The sequence below is a fragment of the Dyadobacter ginsengisoli DSM 21015 genome, from assembly GCF_059568735.1.
Window position 1 is genome coordinate 344,985 of sequence record NZ_JCANTY010000004.1, and the last position, 20,005, is coordinate 364,989.

The window sequence follows — 20,005 nt, forward strand, 5'->3', positions numbered from 1 at the left end:
AACGGATCAGATCACCACGTTCACAATGCGTTTCGGAACAACGATTACCTTTTTCGCAGGCTTTCCTTCCATCCATTTCAGCACCGCCTCGTCAGCCAGCACGCTTTGCTCTATTTCAGCGGCGGGGGTTTCCAGCGGGAATGACAACGACGCCCGCACCTTTCCGTTGATCTGGATCGGGTATTCAAATACAGAATCCACCACATACTGTTGCTCCCACTGCGGAAATGCCGCTTTGGAAACCATTCCTTTTTCGTTACCCAATGCGTCCCAAAGTTCTTCGGAAATGTGCGGGGCATAAGGCGAGAGCAATACCACGAGCTCCTGCAATACAGATTTACTCTGGCACTTCGACGCACCCAGCTCATTCACACACACCATGAACGCACTTACTGCCGTATTGAAAGAGAAATTTTCGATGTCTTCGCCGATCTTCTTGATCGTTTTATGCAAAATCTTCAACTCTTCCGGTTTCGCAGGTACATCTTTCACCTGCCATTGCCCGGTCTCGCTGTAAAATAACCGCCACAATTTGCGAATAAAGCGGTAGGTACCGTCGATTCCGTTGGTATTCCAGGGTTTTGCCTGTTCCAAAGGCCCGAGGAACATTTCGTACAAACGGAGAGTGTCTGCCCCGTATCGCTCTACAATATCATCCGGGTTCACCACATTGAACTTGGATTTAGACATTTTCTCAACCTCGACGCCGCAAACATATTTACCGTCTTCCAGAATGAACCCGGCATTTTCACCGGCAATATCCGGCCGTGAAGCTTTGAATTTCTCCACGTCGAGCACATCGTTCTCTACAATATTTACATCGACATGCAATGCAGAAACTTCGTATTGCGATTTCAGCCCGGCACTCACGAAAACAGGTTTACTATAATCGTCTCCCTTAACGCGGTACACAAAATTACTCCGCCCCTGGATCATCCCCTGGTTGATCAGCTTCTTGAAAGGCTCTTCCTCAGGCACATAACCCCGGTCTTTCATAAACTTGTTCCAAAAACGGCTGTACAGCAAATGTCCCGTCGCGTGTTCGGTTCCGCCGATGTACAAATCCACGTCTTTCCAATAGCTGATAGCCTCTTTGGACGCGAAATCACCTTCATTTTTAGGATCCATATAACGGTACCAGTACCAGCTGCTGCCCGCCCATCCCGGCATGGTGCTCAGTTCATAGCCATTGCCTGATGCATGAGCCCAGTCCTGTGCACGTCCCAGCGGGGGTTCTCCGGTTTCGGTAGGCAGGTACTTGTCTACTTCCGGTAAGTTCAGAGGCAATTCATTCAAATCCAGCAAATAAGGTACCGGCTGACCTTCACTGTCATTTTTGTAATAAACAGGAACAGGCTCGCCCCAGTAACGCTGGCGACTGAAAACCGCATCGCGCAGACGATAATTGATTTTTCCTTTCCCGATCCCCTTCTCCTCAAGCCAATTGATCAGGACGTCAGTCGCTTCCTTGTAAGTAAGCCCGTTGATGATCCCCGAATTAATATATTTTCCTTCCTTGGTCGCATCGGCTTGCGTTTCAACGTCCTTCTGCGCGTCCAGTATCGGGATAATGGGCAGGTTGAAATGCGTGGCAAAATTCCAGTCGCGCTGGTCTCCGGACGGAACGGCCATAACCGCACCTGTTCCGTAACCTGCCAATACATAGTCGGCAATGTAAACCGGGACTTTCTCCCCATTGAATGGATTGGTCACATACGCACCCGTGAATGCGCCTGACACCGTTTTCACATCCGACATCCGGTCACGCTCTGATTTTTTCTGTGTCATTGCAATGTAGGCATCGATTTCCGGGCGCTGCTCAGAAGTGGTGATCACATCCACCAGCTCATGTTCCGGTGCAATGACCATGAACGTGACACCGTAAATCGTATCGACCCTGGTTGTGAACACTTCGATATAAGAGGAAGCTGAATTCGATTCTCCCTTTCCTCCATCCTGCCCTTCTTCCCATACCTGGAATTTGACCAGCGCTCCAACGGAACGCCCAATCCAGTTGCGTTGCTGTTCCTTCAATGATTCCGTCCAGTCCACCTGATCCAGCCCATCGATCAGACGCTGTGCGTAGGCCGTAATGCGCATCATCCACTGGCGCATCAGTTTCTGGATCACCGGGAAACCGCCACGCTCCGAAACACCGTCTTTTACCTCATCATTGGATAATACCGAACCCAGGCCAGGGCACCAGTTGACGGTAGCGTCGGCCACATAGGTCAGGCGGTATTTTAAAGTCATTTTATATTGCGTCTCCTCCGACCACGCATTCCACTCCGCTGCCGTGAATGCGGGCGTTTCCTCATCGCGGGGTGCATTGACGTCCGCATTACCGTTTTCCCGGAATTTGGCAGTCAATGTCTCTATCGGCTCTGCCTGGTCTGTATCGTTGTTGTACCAGCTGTTGAACAGTTCGGAGAAAATCCATTGGGTCCATTTATAGTAACCCGGGTCCGAAGTCCTCACTTCCCGGCTCCAGTCATAGCTCAAGCCCAGGTTTTTCAGCTGTTCGATATAGCGGGCAATGTTCTGCTCGGTGGTGATAGCAGGGTGCTGGCCGGTTTGGATCGCGTACTGCTCTGCAGGTAACCCGAAGCTGTCGAAACCCATCGGATGCAGCACATTGAACCCTTTCAGTCTTTTGTAGCGGGAATAGATATCCGAGGCGATGTACCCCAGCGGATGCCCTACATGCAGCCCCGCACCCGAAGGATAGGGAAACATGTCTAACACATAATATTTAGGCAATCCCGACGCATTGGATACATGGAAGGTCCCCTTCTCCTGCCAGTAAGCCTGCCATTTTTTTTCTATTTCCCGATGACTATACTCACTCATATTTTGCTAGATGTTATGCTTTTCCCGGAGCATTTGGTGTGCGCATTCGCCCAGAGTCCTGATTATCAGAAGATAAAGCTACTGTTGGTTTTGTTGTTTCTAAATAAACCGCAAAAATAGCTTTTTTTGACCGGATTCAGGTTGTCCCCTAAAATGATTAGATCCCGATAAGGTGATGGGTATGATATTGATAGTTCTGTAACGTCGGCCCGGCGTCTGTGTGAACGGTACCGTTTTTTTGTTCACCATGAATGCCGAATCCGGGGTGATTTCTACTTTTGTGTTTCTTTAAGTAAATTGCCTGTAAGCGAAATCGCACAAAATCAGGCTTATAAATCAACAAAGTGGCTATTAATACCGATAATGTAAGACTGGTTTTCGGACTCAAACTCAAACAGCTCCGGCTCGATAAGGGAATGTCGCTCAGCGATCTTTCCCAGAAATCGGGGTTGTCGATTTCCTATATCAATGAAATTGAAAAAGGAAAAAAATATCCCAAATCCGACAAGATCCTTGCATTGGCCGGTGCCATCGACGTCGATTACGACACACTGGTTTCGTTGAAACTCAGCAAACGGCTCGAACCGATCTCAGATCTTCTCAGTTCGAACGTATTGACGGAGCTACCACTGGAACTGTTCGGGATAGACCCTGCCAACCTGCTTGAAATCCTCTCCGACGCCCCCACCAAGATCAGTGCATTCGTGGGGACACTGATCGAGATCGCGCGGAATTACAATATGTCCATCGAGAAATTCTATTTCTCGGCGCTCCGTACCTACCAGGAAATGCACGACAACTACTTCGAAGACATCGAACTCGAAGCAGAGCGGTTCCTCGGCGAACATCATGTGGAGGCTACAAGGCTCCTGGACGAAGCCTCACTCGAAAACATTCTGAAAAACCATTACCAATACAGCATCGAGCTGATCAATGAACGCAACAACCCGGAATTTGCCACGGTCAGGTCGCTGACCATCAGCAATTCGGGCGGGACGCGCCTGCTGATCAACGCTCATTTATCATCGGTGCAGCGCGCGTTCATCTATGGGCGGGAGATCGGCTATCTGTATCTGAACCTGAAAAACCGGTTGCACACCACAGCGCTGGTGGAGGCAGAATCTTTTGAGCAGCTGCTTAATAATTTCAAGGCGTCATACTTTGCCAGCGCCATTATTATCAAACGGACCCTGCTCGTACCTGCCATCGCCGATTTTTTTGCACAAAAAACCTGGCAGCCGGAAAAGCTCATCCAACTGATCCACGATTTCAATACCACACCGGAATCTTTCTGCTACCGGCTAAGCAATGTGCTGCCACGGTATTTCGGCATCAACCAGATCTTCTTTTCCCGGTTCAACAACTTCGTCGGCCAGAACCTGTTCCATATGACGAAGGAAATGCACATATCCAGAAAGCACTATCCGCATACTGTACGGGACGAGCATTATTGCCGAAGATGGGTCGCGCTCACGATCCTGAACGACCTGGGGGATATTATCCTGGCCAAACAGCAACCCGGCATTCTTTGCAAGGCGCAGAAATCGACTTACATCGACACGCAGGATCAGTATCTGGTCATCAGCTTCGCGCAACCCATGTCACCCACTCCGAACCTGAACGTGAGTGTATCCATGGGCATTTACCTCGACGAGCAGACACGCGAAAAACTTGCTTTTCTCAATGATCCCACGCTTCCTTCCAGGGAGGTAAACCAGACCTGCGAGCGATGCTCGTTGTTCGACTGCCGTGAACGTATCGCGGCACCGGTGATTCTTCAGAAACGACACAAAAATGAAGAGTTGAGAAAGGCGCTCAAGAGGATGATTAACTAACCGTTCTCAGGGATTCTGAAACGGACGCAAAGTAAATCCGGGAAATTTTGAACCTCTTATGGGGGTTTCCTGTATCAAGAATGTCAGATAAGTAACCCGCCGGCTCCCATTAAAAAATTCTTAGAAATAGGCCGGTCAAATTGTACATTTCTCTTCTCAACTATCTTTGTTCACTATTTGAAGAAACTGCTATGCCCGGCACTTATGATTTTGAGGACCTCCTTTTAAAACTGTCGACGCCGTTTTATATATGCCTGATCGGCCTGGAGATTTTTTTGACGCACATCGTACCGCATAATGAACCAGCCGGACGTCCGACTTACTCCCTCAGGGATACGGTGATGAATGCGGTGCTCATGCTCCTGAACGGTGGGATCGACCTGCTTTTCCGTGCGGCTTACGTAGGTGTGCTGATCTGGTTTTACAATTTTTCGTTTATTGAGCCGATCGCCGCTCCTTATCTGTACTGGTTTGCGCTATTCCTTGCCGAGGATCTGGCTTTTTACACTTTGCATTATGTCGACCATCATTGCCGGCTGTTCTGGGCGGTACATGTGACACACCATTCATCTCAACATTTCAACCTGACTACCGGCTTCCGGTCATCGGTTTTTCAACCACTCTACCGGTTTGTATACTTCATACCGCTCACATTGGTCGGGTTCAATCCGGCGGATATCATCGTCATGTATTCCATTACCCAGATTTACGGCATTATCGTTCATACTGAGTATGTGGGCAAACTGGGCTGGCTCGAATACATCTTCGTAACGCCGTCGCATCACCGTGTGCATCACGCGAGCAATGTGCAATATCTCGATAAAAACATGGGCATGTGCCTGATCATCTGGGACCGCATTTTCGGCACTTTCCAGGAAGAGTTATCAACCGTTCCGCCTCACTATGGCCTCACCAAGCCGACAGCGCAGAATGGACTGGCACAAACTGTATTTCATGAATGGCAGGCGATTGGCGATGATTTCAGGCAACCGGTCAATTTCACAACAAAACTCCGATACCTTTTCAAGGCACCCGGCTGGTCGCCGGACGGATCAAGAGCAACCAGTAAGGATCTGCAAAGAAAGCTGGAAGCATCAGCAGCCGGCAGTCCGGAGCCGATAATCGAAAATACCTGCCCGGAAAATTCGACGGCCGGCAGTCTGTAAGCGAAAGTCATTTAAACGCGCTGAACCCCGTGATATCTGCTCCCAAAATAAGCAGATGAATATCATGTGTCCCCTCATACGTGATGACGGATTCGAGGTTCATCATGTGCCGCATGATAGGATACTCACCGCTAATACCCATGGCTCCGAGGATCTGCCTGGCCTCCCGGGCTACGTTTAGCGCCATTTCGACATTGTTCCGCTTAGCCATTGAAATCTGGACAGTCGTAGCCTCACCCGCATCCATCAATGTACCCAGACGCCAGGCGAGCAACTGTGCCTTTGTGATTTCCGTCAGCATTTCGGCCAGTTTCTTCTGCGTCAGCTGAAATGTCGCAATCGGTTTACCGAACTGGATACGCTCCCCGGCGTATTTTACGGCAGTCTCATAGCAATCCATCGCCGCTCCGATAGCTCCCCAGGCAATGCCGTACCGCGCTTTATCCAGGCATTGCAGTGCGGCTTTCAGTCCAATCGCCCCCGGAAGCATATTGGCCTCGGGAACAAATACCTGGTCAAAAACCAGTTCACCGGTCGCGCTCGCCCGTAATGACCACTTATGATGGATTTCAGGAGTAGCGAATCCCTTCATGCCACGCTCCACGATCAGGCCCTGGACCCGGCCCTCCTCATTTTTTGCCCATACCAACGCCAGATCTGCAAACGGCGCATTGGATATCCACATTTTCGACCCGTTGAGAATATATCCGCCATCTGTCTTTACGATATGGGTTTGCATGCCGCCCGGATTCGAACCATGATCGGGCTCGGTGAGCCCGAAGCATCCCAGCCATTCACCCGTCGCCAGTTTAGGAAGGTACTTCTGCTTCTGCGCTTCCGAGCCATAGGCATCAATGGGCCACATGACCAGCGAACTTTGCACCGAAATAGTCGATCGCATGCCGGAATCTCCTTTTTCGATCTCCTGGCACATCAGGCCATAGCTGATATAATCGAGCCCACCACCACCGTACTGCGCAGAAATAGTGGGTCCAAAAACACCCAGCTCCCCGAATTTCGGGATCAAATGCAGCGGAAAATCCGCCTTCTGGGCATATTCCTCAATAACAGGTCGAATCTCCCTGTCAGTAAAGTCCCCTACTGCCTGACGAACAAGGCGTTGCTCAGGGGACAACAGTGCTGAGATACTAAAAAAATCGGTGTTAGACATTTCTGAATATCAGGCGTACATCCATTTGCATTTCGCTTAGCTTGGCTTCTATCGGGCCGGGTATTTACAATTTCTGAAATATTCTCCTCATAAAAAATTCCTTGGGTCCCGTTGCACCAGACAACAGCTTAATCGTCTATTTCTCAAACTTGCCCATCAGTTTAGGTTCAAATTTTCATCGACCATGGCTGCCCATTTCTACACTCCGAAAACCTTCTTCATGTAAACCATATCCTCCTTATGCGCTTGAATGCCGTCCATTGTTTTGGGGGAGGTTTTTTCCAGACATTGTTCGAGGACCAGGTGCGGTTTCACATCGATCGCATTCAATTCCCTGACGAGCCTTGGATAATCGATATCCCCTTCTCCGAAAGTCTCCTGCCAGATCCCGCTGATTGACTGTCTGAGATGCAGCTCGGTAATGCGTTTGCCGTACAGCCTGACGATATCAAAAAGTGCCACCTGTGAATTACCTGAACCACGATAAACCCAATGCACATCCAGGCAGAGCGAAACATGTTTAGGGTCGGTTGCCAGCAGCATGTGATGAAACTCGCGCGCGGCCGCACGCAACTCGACGTCATGCGTATGATAGGCGAGCGTCATCCCCCGTTTTTTGAGTTCCGCTCCAAGCAGATCGAGGTTTCGCGCCTGCTCCCCCAGCTCGCCATCGAATTTATTCTTATCACTTCCCCATTGAATAGGGTTTGGATTGGTAACAATGATCTTGGTCCCTGCTGGTTGCAACGCATCGGCAATGGCCAGGACCGACCCGATGGATTTCCCGGCTTCCCCGGCGGTGTGCAACGACGTGTTCACATACACAGATGGCATCGCCAGACCGTGCTTTTTCAAAACCGGTAATAACTTCGGCACTTCATCGACATGATTGAATGCAGGCTCATAGGCCTTGATCCCCGTGGAGGCAAATTCAGCCAGGCAGGCATCAGGGTCTTTCCCCCATTCCTTTCCGTCGCGCGCATAAAAAGTAATCCATGAGTACTGGTTGCAGGAAACAGGAAATGGGGCTTTGTCGCTCTGAGCCACGGAGGTTCCGGGTAAAGCAGCAGTACCGGCTGCGGCTGCCAGCGAGCTGATAAACTGACGACGGTTTAGAGACATGATCAGGTTCGATAGTGAGATGTTGGAATAAAAGGTCATAATCCCCGAATGCTACCGTTCCGGTTTGAAGGACCAGGAAAGTCTCCGTACCTTTGCGCATTGAAGGATAAATCCCTTTCCCAGCATGCAACATACGCTTCAACTGACGCTGGCGCCGGAAATCGCGCTGGACGACGAAAACTTCCGTCGCTTTGTAATTCAAAAATTACGCCTCCGCAGCGGCGACGAGCCCTTTATCCGCAAAACACGCCAATCCATCGACGCACGGAGCCGTCAGGTGAAGGTCATTGTCCAGGCAGAAGTTTATGTGGGAGAAACTCCTCCCTCATTGATAGGCACTCCTATCGCATACCCCAACGTGAATGACCGGCCACAGGCATTGATTATCGGATGCGGACCAGCGGGAATGTTCGCCGCTTTGCGGTTGATCGAGCTGGGCATTAAACCGGTACTTTTCGAACGCGGAAAAGATGTGCGTACGCGGCGGCGCGACCTGGCTGCTATCAATAAGGACCATATCGTCAACCCTGAATCCAACTATTGTTTCGGCGAAGGGGGAGCCGGAACCTATTCGGACGGGAAACTTTACACCCGATCCAATAAAAGAGGGGATATCCGGCGGGTACTCGAAATTTTCGTAGCCCATGGTGCCAGTGAACAAATCCTGATCGACACACATCCGCATATCGGGACGAACAAATTGCCGGTGGTTGTTTCAGAAATGAGAGAAAGCATACTCCAATCCGGAGGCGAAATCTATTTCGACACAAAAGTGACAGATCTGATCATCAGAGACCAACGAATTAACGGAGTGGTGACTGACGGTCAGAAAGAACACACGGGCATTGGCGTTATTCTGGCAACGGGCCATTCTGCCCGTGATATCTACGAAATGCTTCATGTCAGAAACATCCTGATAGAAAGCAAATCATTTGCAATGGGAGTGCGCATTGAACACCCTCAGAATACCATCGACAAAATACAATATCATTGTGACGTCGACCGCGGACCCTATCTGCCTGCGGCGTCTTACAGCCTGGTAACCCAAACCCACTACAAGGGGGTACAGCGCGGTGTGTTCTCATTTTGCATGTGCCCCGGAGGCTTCATTGTACCGGCTGCCACGGCTTCCGGTGAGGTTGTAGTGAATGGAATGTCGCCATCCCGCAGGGACTCACCCTATGCCAACTCCGGCATGGTTGTTGCGATCGAAGAAGCCGATCTGACCCCTTACAAAGATTACGGCCCGATGGCCGGCCTGCAATTGCAGCGCGAACTGGAACAGGCTGCTTGCCGGCTTGCAGGCAATACACAAACCGCTCCGGCCCAGCTGGCTACGGATTTTGTTAAAAACAGGATATCCGCCAGTCTACGGGATACCTCCTACCAGCCCGGCCTTCAATCTGTTGATTTATATGAGGTCCTTCCTGCCCACATCGCCTTTCCGTTGCGGGATGCTTTTTCTGATTTTGGAAAAAAAATGAGGGGATACCTTTCGGGTGACGCGCAGCTTATCGGTGTCGAAAGCCGGACCTCCTCGCCCGTCAGAATCCCACGGAACCGGGAAACCTGCGAACATCCTGAAATCAAAGGCCTGTTCCCCTGCGGAGAAGGTGCCGGCTACGCGGGAGGAATTATGTCCGCAGCCATGGATGGAGAGCGGTGTGCGGAACAGCTTGCCCGGCATGTACACAGGTAAACAGCTTTATCAAAGGAACTCTGGAATTGTTATATTTGCGTACAAGGACAATCACACTATCCATTCACACGCTGCCGGAGATATTCAGGATGTTTGGTATGAAGTTTTTTTTTGAGACCTGACTATTTTAAAACCACATTCCGCCTGACATGGCCGCTTTGGGACCGTTTTTTGAATTTACTTCCAGACTAAAACAAAAACTGCGGTTCCCGCTTCCCGGTGAAACGGCCCACCAGGCAATGATGGCCTCCAGTAGGCTCAGGCTGACTTTCAAACCCAATGCACGAACACGTAAAAGTGCTGTCCTGATCCTATTTTATCCCTATCAGAATGACATTTACTTTCCGTTAATCCTCCGTCCGGCCTACGACGGTGTGCACAGCGGGCAGGTAGCATTCCCTGGCGGACGCTATGAACTCAGCGATGAAAACCTCATCCGCACTGCTCTCCGTGAAGCACAGGAGGAAATAGGGTTACGACTCACCGACGTGGAAATTCTGGGCGCACTGACAGAACTGTTTATCCCTGCCAGTAATTTTTATGTTCTGCCGGTGATTGGAGTGATGCCTTACCGCCCCGGGTTTTACCCCGATCCCCGGGAAGTGGAAGATATATTTGAAATCCGCCTGGAAGAAATCTCCGATGTGGACATCATCGGGTCCAGCGATATCCAAGTCCGTGGCGAACAGGTACATGCTCCGCACTATATGGTGCAAGGATACAAAATATGGGGGGCTACTGCCATGATGATCAGTGAACTGCTGGCCGTCCTCAATGCGCCTGACAACTCCCCCGAAAACTGATTTATCTCGCTTTATTTGCTATATTAGCAGTTAATTCAACCTAATCTTCCGGTAAAATTCACCCTGTTTTGTTCTTTTGGAATGAACCAGTCCCCCGGTGAAGACCGGCAAGCCTAGATAGCTGACAAATTTACTGAATACTTAAAACCTGGTTCTTCCTGCATTTATGGACGAAAACGGAGCTGCGCCCGACGTAGAAGATAGCGGATTACATGAAAAACTGCCCATTTCGGGCCTCTATGAAAACTGGTTTCTCGATTATGCCTCTTACGTAATTCTGGAGCGTGCCGTTCCAGCCATTGAAGATGGCTTGAAACCGGTGCAGCGGCGCATTATGCACGCATTGAACGAAATGGACGACGGCCGTTTCAATAAGGTAGCAAATGTCGTAGGCTCGTCGATGCAATATCACCCGCACGGGGATGCTTCCATTTATGATGCGATCGTCAATATCGGGCAAAAAGAGTTGCTTTTTGACACGCAGGGTAACTGGGGAGATATCCGCACCGGCGACGGCGCCGCAGCAGCCCGTTATATCGAAGTAAGGCTTTCCCGGTTTGCCAAGGAAATCGTTTTTAATGACGACACCACCGAATGGCAGCTATCCTATGACGGCAGAAAGCGGGAACCGGTGACACTCCCCGTAAAATTCCCGATCCTGCTTTCACTCGGTGTGGAAGGTATTGCCGTGGGATTGTCCACCAAAATCCTCCCACACAACTTTTGCGAACTGATCGAGGCGTCTATCAACATCCTGCAGGGCAAGGAAGTAATCATTTATCCGGATTTCCTGACCGGCGGACACGTCGACATTTCGAACTACAACGACGGTCACCGGGGAGGAAAAGTAAGGGTTCGCGCGAAAATCGAGGAAGAGGATAAAAAGATGCTGGTAATCCGGGACATCCCGTTCGGTACCACCACTACCTCGCTGATCGATTCCATCATTAAGGCCAACGACGCGGGTAAGATCAAGATCAAAAAGGTGGTGGATAACACCGCTGCGGATGTTGAAATACAGGTTCACCTGGCCCCCGGGGTTTCGCCGGACATCACGATGGACGCACTTTACGCATTCACCGAATGCGAAGTGTCCATTTCACCCAATGCGTGTATCATTATCGGTGATAAGCCGCACTTTGTCGGGGTAACCGAAATTTTAAAATACAATACCCAACAGACCGTCCATCTGTTACAGCGCGAACTGGAAATCAAAAGGCTCGCATTGCTGGAAAAGATTCTGTACGGTTCACTCGAAAAAATATTCATCGAAAACCGCATTTACCGCGATATCGAAGAATGCGAAACATTTGAAGCGGTTATCAGGACGATCGACAAAGGTTTAGAACCTTATAAACCGCAATTTTACCGCGAGATCACCGACGAAGATATCGTAGCACTGACGGAGATCAGGATCAAACGTATTTCGAAATACGACGGTTTCAAAGCCGAGGAGCAAATGCGCAAATGGGAGGAGGATCTTGCCGAAACCGAGGATAACCTCGCACACATCACCCGCTTTGCGATCGACTATTTCAAAGATCTCCTCAAAAAGTATGGGAAAGGACGCGGCAGAAGAACTGAAATCCGCGCTTTCAACCAGATCTCAGCGAATATCGTGGCCGCCAATAACCAGAAACTGTACGTTAACCGCGCCGAAGGTTTTGTAGGTTATGGCCTGAAAAAAGATGAGTATGTGATGGACTGCTCCGATATCGACGACGTCATCGTATTCAGGGGAGACGGGCGCTGCCTGGTCACTAAGGTCCAGGACAAAGTGTTTGTAGGTAAAGACATTATCCATTGCGCCGTGTTTGTCAAAAATGACGAGCGGCAGGTGTACAATCTGGTGTATGTTGATGGTAAAACCGGTGTTTCCTATGCCAAACGCTTCCAGGTAACGGCCGTAACGCGCGACCGCGAATACGACCTGACCCAGGGGACTCCAAAATCCAAAATCACCTACTTTACGCCTAATGAAAATGGCGAAGCGGAGATCATTACGGTAAGCCTTACCGCCCAGAGTAAAGCCAAGGTAAAACAGTTCGACTATAACTTTGCCGAGCTCCTGATCAAGAATCGCAGTGCCATGGGTAATATTCTGACCAAATATCCGGTCCGGAAAATTACGTTGAAACAGGCTGGCCGTTCCACGCTCGGCGGAGTGGATATGTGGTTCGATCCGATCATCGGGCGCCTCAACCGGGATGAAAGAGGTGAATACCTTGGTAATTTTGGCCCGTCGGATAACATTGTGGTGGTTTACAAGGAAGGCTCCTATGAGCTGACCAATTTTGACATGACCAATCACTATGAGCCGCACGAGGTGCTGCTCGTTAAAAAATTCGACTCCAAGCTTCCGATTACCGCCGTTTACTTTGATGGTGGTCAAAAGCAGCATTTTATCAAACGTTTCAATATCGAGACTTCCTCACTCGACAAGAAATTCCTCTTTATCAGTGATGCCAAAAACAGCAAGCTGATCCTGGCCAGTACGGACATCCGCCCCCGATTGGAAATCGTGTATCCGAAAACTGCACAGAAAGAGCAGACCGCAGAAGAATACGTGGTGGAAGAAATGGTGGATATCCGCGGATGGCGTGCACAGGGAAATAAGATCCCCAACGACAAATTTAAGGAAATCCGCTGGCTCGAATCACTTCCGGTGCCCGTTGAAGAGCCGGCCGCAACGGAAGCGGCAGATGATTTGCCTGACGACGAAATCGGAAACGAAGAAACTCAGGACAATCCAGCGAATGCTTTGACGGAAAATACTGTTACTCCGCTTGAGGGTGAAGAAACAAAGCCGGATGAAAATGCTCAGGAAGAATTAGGCGGCAACACCGAAGATGATACCAAGCCTAAAAAAGAGAGCAAAAAAGGACCCGATTCCTCAAAGAGTCAACTCGGCTTGTTCGAATAAGACTGCAACAGCCCGGACCGGTCTGACAATCAGCAACACAAAGGCCCTTAGATTGCGTATAGTTGATCAGAACAATGATCGACATGTACGCAATCCGGCAGAATTCCCAGGAGTTGAAGATTCACATGGCAACCCGTGTACAGGTGAAAAAATTGATCAAAATCATCCTAGCCCTATTATTTGCCTGCATGGTTTTTATCTTGCTTTGTAATTTCTGGGTAGTCTACTGTACACGGCAGTACAACTATTTTTCCATCGAAAACCTGCCACCCAATGATGTTGCGCTGGTACTTGGCACCAGCAAAAAGTCTGAGAAGGGAAAGGAAAATCTTTTTTTCAAATACCGGATGGAAGCGACCGCCAGGTTGTTCAAGGAAGGCAAAATCAAGTACATTATCCTGAGTGGCAATAACGATTCGCAGTATTACAACGAGCCGCTGGACATGCAGCGCGCACTCCTGAACCTGGGGATCCCGGAAAACGTCATGACGCTCGACTATGCCGGTTTTCGTACATTCGATTCGATCGTCCGATGCAAGGAGGTCTTCAACCAGGACAATTTCACGATCATTTCCCAGAATTTCCATAATGCCCGTGCATTGTACATCGCCCACAATGAGGGAATCAATGCTATTTCGTTCGCAGCCCAGGACGTACCCGACGGCTACTCATTCCGCACCCTTATTCGCGAATACCTCGCACGCCCGAAGGCCGTGCTTGATGTTCATATCCTGCGCCCCGCAGCGGACGTAACTTCCAATATCCAGATCGGGAAAAATGAGCGGGAAGAATGAAGGCCTTCCTGAACATCACCGCCATCCTGCTTTGCGTCACCGTTATTTGTGCGAGCAGCTTTTCCCAAACCGCATTTGTGATCAAAGGCAAAGTCACCGACGCCACTACCGGCGATCCCATTCCATTTGCGAACATCGCTATTAAGTCTCAGCTTACGGGCACAACCACGAACTTCGATGGTGTTTACCAGCTTACATTCTCGCCTCCTGCCGACTCTCTGCTTGTCACTTATGTTGGCTATACGACCAAAAGCAAAGCCATTGTCCCGAATCAGCACGAGCAAATCATAGACATCCAGCTCACGCCCGGTGCCATGCAGTTGCGGGAAGTCAAGATCCTGGCAGGGGAAAATCCCGCATATGCCATTATCCGCAAGGTGGTCGCCAACAGAAAGCACAACAATCCCGATGAGCTTAGTGCTTACGAGTATCAGAGCTATAATAAGATAGAAATCGATATCGACAACCTCTCGGATAAATTCAGAAACAGGAAGCCCGTTAAGAAAATGACCCATATCGTAGAACGGTTCGACGCGGTGAAGGGCGAAAACGGCGAGACGATCATTCCGATCTTCATTTCGGAATCGGTGTCCGATGTCTTCTATCGCCAGAATCCAAAAAAGAAAAAGGAGGTCATCAACAAAACCAAAGTATCGGGTGTGGGCCTCACCGACGGAAGCGTCGTCTCGCAACTGATCGGCTCCACATTTCAGCAGTATAATTTTTATAACAACTGGCTCAATATCCTGCAAAAGGATTTTGTGTCGCCGATTTCCGATAGCTGGAAACTTTACTATGAGTACTACCTCGCCGACAGCATTTCCAATGGAGCTGGTTACGACTATCACATTGAATTCGAGCCGCGTCAGAAGCAGGATCTCGCATTCACCGGTTCGTTCTGGATAGATGGCGGTACATTTGCATTGACCCAGATCGACGTCAGCGTAGGCAAAGAGGCTAACCTGAATTACATCGAGAAAATCAAGGTGCAACAGTCCTACGAGCTTTCTGACAATGAGAAGACCTGGCTGCCCGCAAAAACCCGTGTCCTCATCGACGTGAACGAACCTACACCGCAGACAGCAGGAATGCTCTTGAAATTCTATTCTGCCAACTCAAAATATAAGATTGAGGCTCCACGGGAAGCCCGGTTTTATGACACAACGATCGAACTCAAGGAAGACTACGGCGACCACGACTCTACATTCTGGGCGCAGAGCCGTCCGGAAAATCTGAGCCCGGCCGAAAAGCTGACTTTCGAGCTCGTCGACTCACTGAAAGCATTGCCGGTCGTGAAAACGTACAGCCAGGTCCTGAATATTTTTGTAAACGGGTACCAAAAGATCGACAAATGGAACATCGACGTCGGCCCGTATCTCTTCCTGTATGCTAACAATAAGGTGGAGGGGCACCGGTTCAGGTTGGGCTTCCGGACCGATCGCGGGTTCAGCAGGAAATGGATTTTCAGCGGATACGGCGCATACGGTACCCGCGACCATGCCTTCAAATATGGTGCAGGAATGGACTACATTATCAGCCGCAAACCCTGGACCATGGCCGGCATCTCCTATTCGAAAGACCTGGAACGACTGGGTGTTTCGGCGGAAACCATTGGACCCAATACCATTTTCGGAGCTTTTTCAAGATTTGGTGCATTCCGGAGACCTTACTGGCAGGAAGACATCTCGGCGTATTTTAAAAGGGAACTGGTGAAAGGGCTTACAGGGAGTATCCAGATCCGCCACCGCAATTTCGACCCGCTTTTCCCGTTCAGTTACCGTGTTGACCCAAAAGCCGGTGATGATTCTCCCGTCAAAAGCGCCTTCGATATCACGGAAATCAATCTGGAAACCCGGCTGGCCGTCAAAGAGACATTTCTTCAGAATGAGAATGAGCGAATTAGTATGGGTAACGGCAATTCACCTGCGCTCACCTTGCGTTACACCTGGGGGATCAAACATTTATTAGGAGGAGATTTCAACTATAACAAACTCTCTTTCAATATCAAGCAGAGTTTTCGCGCAGGCGTCGCCGGCAGGACCTACTATAATGTAACATTTGGATATATTCCCTCCACGCTCCCCTATCCGCTCCTTTATACGCCACTGGGCAACGAGTCGCTTTTCTACGTCGATAATGCCTATAACCTGATGCGCTATTTCGAGTTTATCAGCGACCGGTACATTGCCTTGCGCATGGAGCACAATTTTGAAGGATTTATACTCAACCGCATCCCTGCCATCCGAAGGTTGAAACTACGGATGCTTGCAACCGGGAGGCTATTTTACGGAAGCATCAGCGATGCAAACTTGTCACTGACGACAACAACCGACGAAAGCGGACAAAAAACATTGGCTTTCAATCCGTTGAATGGAAAACCTTATCTGGAGGTGGGCTACGGAATTGATAATATTTTCAAAACAGGAAGGGTAGATTTCCTGCACCGGCTCACCTATCTCGACAACCCAAATGTAACGCCGTTCGCGGTGAAGATTTCCTTCTGGTTTAAACTGTAACAGTGTTCAGATGCTTTTGAGATCTTTGGAAGCATATGTCAAAAGTACTTCCTGCCCTATTTCCAGATCGGCCTTACTTCGGTAGAACGACAAATGTTCATTTCCTTTCACGCACCGTACCTGCCAGTGATTTCCGTGAAAGCGGATAGCCTCCACTTTTCCACGCCATTTGCCTTTCTCAGGATTTCTGGTCGGTTTTATTTTTTCCGGCCGGATATAGAACTGCTTTTTATCCTTGTCTCCCGCAAGCCAGTTGATATCGCCGGTGAGCTCTGCCACATAGCTATCGACAGGCTGGCTATACACTTCCTGTGGCGTACCGACTTGAATGATCTTTCCATCCCGCAACACTGCGATCCGGTCCGACCAGGCGAGCGCGTCAGCCGCTTCGTGCGTCACGAAAACGCAACTCATTTTTTGTTGCTTCCGCAGCCGCTCGATCGCATCCGCGAGCACGCGCCTGTTATGATTGTCCAGGTGTGCAAACGGCTCATCGAGCAACAATACATCCGGTAGTTCAGCAATGGCCTTGGCAATGGCGGTACGCTGCTTTTCGCCACCCGAAAGCAATTTAGCCTTCCGGTCCTTCACACTTTTCAATGCCGTCATTTCCAGCAGCTCCGCCACTTTTTCGAGACGGTAATCTTCCTCATAAAACCGCAGTGAATACGCGATGTTCTCGGCCACCGTCTGGTTCGGAAACAATTCGAACTCCTGGTGTATCAGCTTAATGGCTTCGTGTCCGGGGATCAGTTCACCACTTACCGGCCTAAGCATATTACCCTTAAAAAAAACTTGCCCCTGCTCCCCATCCAGGAATCGTCCCAGAATGCGTAGCAGGGTGCTTTTGCCCGACCCACTTTCGCCCAGGATACCCAACCACTCACCGGGTAACAACTCGAGGTCGATGCCGGAAAGTACAGTGTCGGAGCCAAAACGTTTGGTGATCTGATGCGCTCGCAGGGTCGGTCGGGCCTGTTTCATGATCAGGCCCAGGTCACTTTCTCTTCAATGGATGAATTACGTCGTGCGGCCACCTCGGGCGCATTGTGGTAGCCCATATAATACAGCCCCAGGCATTTACGGTCCGCCTCCAGTCCCAGGTAATCGCCCAGTTCTTTCAACACGCCGGGGCTGCTCCAGTAAGAGCCGATACCGTAGGCAGTTGCTGTTAGCCACATATTCTGAACCGCACAAGCCACCGCTGCCGTTTCTTCCCATTCAGGAAGGTCGTTCGGGTGTAGCTGCGCATTCACCACAATCACACAGGCCGATTTCAGGATCTTTTCACCGGCAGCCTCATAGCGTGCCTGCGAGAAAGATTCTGCCGGAGTGATCGAGCGGTAGCGCTCCATGAAAAAGCTGGCCAGGTGTTGCAGTTTTTCGCCTCTGAACACGATAAAACGCCATGGCTCCGTGCGCTTGTGAGTAGGTGCGTAATTCGCATTTTCCAGGATATTCTTGATTACTTCTTCCGGGATATCCTTTTCAATGTAGTTGGGCGGGAAAATACTCCGTCTGGTGCGGATAATATGGTTAACGAGTTCTACCGATTGTTCCATTACAAAAAATTTACTGCTTATGTTATTCAAGCGGCAAAACTAACGATTATTCGGCCTTTTCCCCTCAAAACTGCCCACAGGAACATCATTTTTCAGATCATAAGGGAATTTTACCCCGAACTAGTGCTACTTTGCCACTAAACATTTATTTTCAACGTCTCTTTTTTCAAAAAGCTTAATTTGCCCCGCAATTAACACCTATTCAAACCTCAAAACGCATGCTTGTTACAACTACCCCGAATATCGAAGGTAAAAAAATCGTAAAGTACATCGGACTGGTGAATGGTGAGGCTATTATAGGCGCCAACTTCGTCAAAGACTTTCTGGCTGGCATCCGCGATGTGGTAGGCGGTCGTTCGGGCTCATACGAACAAGGACTGCGCGAAGCCAAAAGTATCGCGATCCGCGAAATGATGGAGCAGGCCCAGCGATTGGGTGCCAATGCGGTAATCGGGGTGGATATCGACCTGGAAACGATCGGCAACGGCAGTTCGATGCTCATGGTGAGCGCCAATGGCACTGCGGTGTGCTACGAGTAGTGCCGAGCACCGCAGTGCCCGGTTTTCAAAACACGCCTCTTGCGATCTGCGCCACGTTGTCGGACTTGCCCATGGTGTAGAAATGCAGTACGGGTACGCCAAAGGACATCAGCTCCTTGCATTGCTGTATACCCCATTCGATCCCTACCTGCCGGACTTCCTTATCCGAAGCGCATTTTTCAACTTCTTTCACAAGGTCTGCCGGAAACTCCAGGTGAAAAATATCCGCTAACACGGTCAATTGTTTCTTCGTAGACAGTGGCTTTAAACCGGGAATAATAGGCACGGTGATACCTTCTGCACGGCAACGCTCCACAAACCGGAAATATTTCTGGTTATCGAAAAACATCTGGGTCACAATATAGTTAGCTCCAAGATCGATTTTCTTCTTCAGATGGGCAAAATCCGAATCAAAGGACGCTGCATCAAAGTGCTTTTCGGGATAGCCTGCGATGCCGATACAAAAGTTGGTAGGCGACATCTCGGTTTCCGCATTAAGCAGAATGCCCTTGTTCATATTATCCACTTGCGTCACGAGCTCCGACGCGTAGGTATGACCACCCGGTTTCGGCCGGAAGACACCTGCCGATTTCTCGGGATCACCCCGCAATACCAGCACATTATCGATACCGAGGTAATGCAAATCGATCAGCACATCCTCCGTTTCGTCCTTAGTAAATCCTCCGCAAATCACATGAGGCACCGCATCGACGTGGAAGCGCTCCATCAGGCGGGCGCAGATCCCCACAGTACCGGGCCGCTTACGGATTGGAATACGTTCGATGGTACCGTCCGGACCAACCCGGTCGATCAGCTCTTCGCGGTGATAGGTAACATCTACAAAGGGAGGGCTGAACTCCATCAATGGTTCGATGGAATTGAGCAAATCGTTGATATTCTGTCCTTTCAGTGGGGGAATTATCTCAATTGAAAATAATGTCTTGCCTTCCGCGCCGCGAATGTACTCGGTAACTTTGGTCATGTATGAAATGGTGTGGTGTGTTGCAAAAGATTACAAATGAACG

General features: G+C 49.8%; 14 protein-coding genes. 8 read left to right on the forward strand and 6 right to left on the reverse strand.

Annotated features, from left to right (window positions below):
- Nucleotides 1-6: 6 nt before the first annotated feature.
- Entirely contained in the window at nucleotides 7-2,850 is a 2,844-nt protein-coding gene (gene leuS / locus BP71_RS16575; protein ID WP_496381123.1) for a leucine--tRNA ligase, read from the reverse strand.
- Between the two features lie 344 nt (nucleotides 2,851-3,194).
- Between leuS and BP71_RS16580 the strand changes: the two genes are divergently transcribed.
- Complete coding sequence (locus BP71_RS16580; protein WP_496381125.1) at nucleotides 3,195-4,685, forward strand: helix-turn-helix domain-containing protein; 1,491 nt, start codon at nucleotides 3,195-3,197, stop codon at nucleotides 4,683-4,685.
- A gap of 140 nt (nucleotides 4,686-4,825) precedes the next feature.
- A complete protein-coding gene (locus BP71_RS16585; RefSeq protein ID WP_496381127.1) occupies nucleotides 4,826-5,851 on the forward strand; it encodes a sterol desaturase family protein in 1,026 nt (341 codons plus the stop codon).
- Nucleotides 5,852-5,858: 7 nt separating this feature from the next.
- Here the strand turns inward: BP71_RS16585 and BP71_RS16590 are convergent, their stop codons facing one another.
- Together BP71_RS16590 and BP71_RS16595 are read right to left on the reverse strand one after the other, a co-directional pair.
- Entirely contained in the window at nucleotides 5,859-7,022 is a 1,164-nt protein-coding gene (locus BP71_RS16590) for an acyl-CoA dehydrogenase family protein (protein WP_496381129.1), read from the reverse strand.
- Nucleotides 7,023-7,220: 198 nt separating this feature from the next.
- Nucleotides 7,221-8,144 (reverse strand): sugar phosphate isomerase/epimerase family protein, encoded by a 924-nt coding sequence (locus tag BP71_RS16595; RefSeq protein ID WP_496381853.1) that lies wholly within the window; start codon nucleotides 8,142-8,144, stop codon nucleotides 7,221-7,223.
- A 124-nt stretch (nucleotides 8,145-8,268) separates the two neighbouring features.
- Between BP71_RS16595 and BP71_RS16600 the strand changes: the two genes are divergently transcribed.
- The 5 genes from BP71_RS16600 (at nucleotide 8,269) to BP71_RS16620 (ending at nucleotide 16,879) form a co-directional block, all read left to right on the forward strand.
- Nucleotides 8,269-9,843 (forward strand): NAD(P)/FAD-dependent oxidoreductase, encoded by a 1,575-nt coding sequence (locus BP71_RS16600; RefSeq protein WP_496381130.1) that lies wholly within the window; start codon nucleotides 8,269-8,271, stop codon nucleotides 9,841-9,843.
- A gap of 149 nt (nucleotides 9,844-9,992) precedes the next feature.
- The gene (locus BP71_RS16605; RefSeq protein WP_496381132.1) at nucleotides 9,993-10,646 is read left to right on the forward strand and encodes an NUDIX hydrolase; all 654 of its coding nucleotides are present in this window, start codon (nucleotides 9,993-9,995) and stop codon (nucleotides 10,644-10,646) included.
- Nucleotides 10,647-10,812: 166 nt separating this feature from the next.
- Nucleotides 10,813-13,569 (forward strand): DNA gyrase/topoisomerase IV subunit A, encoded by a 2,757-nt coding sequence (locus BP71_RS16610; RefSeq protein ID WP_496381134.1) that lies wholly within the window; start codon nucleotides 10,813-10,815, stop codon nucleotides 13,567-13,569.
- Between the two features lie 188 nt (nucleotides 13,570-13,757).
- A complete protein-coding gene (locus tag BP71_RS16615) occupies nucleotides 13,758-14,363 on the forward strand; it encodes a SanA/YdcF family protein (protein ID WP_496381855.1) in 606 nt (201 codons plus the stop codon).
- On the forward strand, nucleotides 14,360-16,879 hold the full coding sequence (locus BP71_RS16620) for a DUF5686 and carboxypeptidase-like regulatory domain-containing protein (protein ID WP_496381136.1): 2,520 nt from the start codon (nucleotides 14,360-14,362) through the stop codon (nucleotides 16,877-16,879). Before BP71_RS16615 ends, BP71_RS16620 begins: the two co-directional genes overlap by 4 nt.
- Before the next feature lie 6 nt (nucleotides 16,880-16,885).
- Here BP71_RS16620 and BP71_RS16625 read toward each other — a convergent pair whose 3' ends face one another.
- A complete protein-coding gene (locus BP71_RS16625) occupies nucleotides 16,886-17,863 on the reverse strand; it encodes an ABC transporter ATP-binding protein (RefSeq protein ID WP_496381138.1) in 978 nt (325 codons plus the stop codon).
- 2 nt (nucleotides 17,864-17,865) lie between these two features.
- On the reverse strand, nucleotides 17,866-18,441 hold the full coding sequence (locus BP71_RS16630) for a nitroreductase family protein (protein ID WP_496381140.1): 576 nt from the start codon (nucleotides 18,439-18,441) through the stop codon (nucleotides 17,866-17,868).
- Between the two features lie 218 nt (nucleotides 18,442-18,659).
- Between BP71_RS16630 and BP71_RS16635 the strand changes: the two genes are divergently transcribed.
- On the forward strand, nucleotides 18,660-18,980 hold the full coding sequence (locus tag BP71_RS16635) for a heavy metal-binding domain-containing protein (protein ID WP_295920921.1): 321 nt from the start codon (nucleotides 18,660-18,662) through the stop codon (nucleotides 18,978-18,980).
- A gap of 25 nt (nucleotides 18,981-19,005) precedes the next feature.
- On the opposite strand, the gene metF is transcribed toward BP71_RS16635, so the two are convergent.
- Nucleotides 19,006-19,962 (reverse strand): methylenetetrahydrofolate reductase [NAD(P)H], encoded by a 957-nt coding sequence (gene metF / locus BP71_RS16640; protein ID WP_496381142.1) that lies wholly within the window; start codon nucleotides 19,960-19,962, stop codon nucleotides 19,006-19,008.
- Nucleotides 19,963-20,005: the final 43 nt, after the last annotated feature.

Coding starts and splice junctions, on each gene's coding strand:
- BP71_RS16615 (WP_496381855.1), top strand. CDS start 13,758: ATGGTTTTTATCTTGCTTTGTAATTTCTGGGTAGTCTACTGTACACGG.
- BP71_RS16590 (WP_496381129.1), bottom strand. CDS start 7,022: ATGTCTAACACCGATTTTTTTAGTATCTCAGCACTGTTGTCCCCTGAG.
- BP71_RS16620 (WP_496381136.1), top strand. CDS start 14,360: ATGAAGGCCTTCCTGAACATCACCGCCATCCTGCTTTGCGTCACCGTT.
- BP71_RS16635 (WP_295920921.1), top strand. CDS start 18,660: ATGCTTGTTACAACTACCCCGAATATCGAAGGTAAAAAAATCGTAAAG.
- BP71_RS16600 (WP_496381130.1), top strand. CDS start 8,269: ATGCAACATACGCTTCAACTGACGCTGGCGCCGGAAATCGCGCTGGAC.
- leuS (WP_496381123.1), bottom strand. CDS start 2,850: ATGAGTGAGTATAGTCATCGGGAAATAGAAAAAAAATGGCAGGCTTAC.
- BP71_RS16605 (WP_496381132.1), top strand. CDS start 9,993: ATGGCCGCTTTGGGACCGTTTTTTGAATTTACTTCCAGACTAAAACAA.
- BP71_RS16595 (WP_496381853.1), bottom strand. CDS start 8,144: ATGTCTCTAAACCGTCGTCAGTTTATCAGCTCGCTGGCAGCCGCAGCC.
- BP71_RS16610 (WP_496381134.1), top strand. CDS start 10,813: ATGGACGAAAACGGAGCTGCGCCCGACGTAGAAGATAGCGGATTACAT.
- BP71_RS16630 (WP_496381140.1), bottom strand. CDS start 18,441: ATGGAACAATCGGTAGAACTCGTTAACCATATTATCCGCACCAGACGG.
- metF (WP_496381142.1), bottom strand. CDS start 19,962: ATGACCAAAGTTACCGAGTACATTCGCGGCGCGGAAGGCAAGACATTA.
- BP71_RS16625 (WP_496381138.1), bottom strand. CDS start 17,863: ATGAAACAGGCCCGACCGACCCTGCGAGCGCATCAGATCACCAAACGT.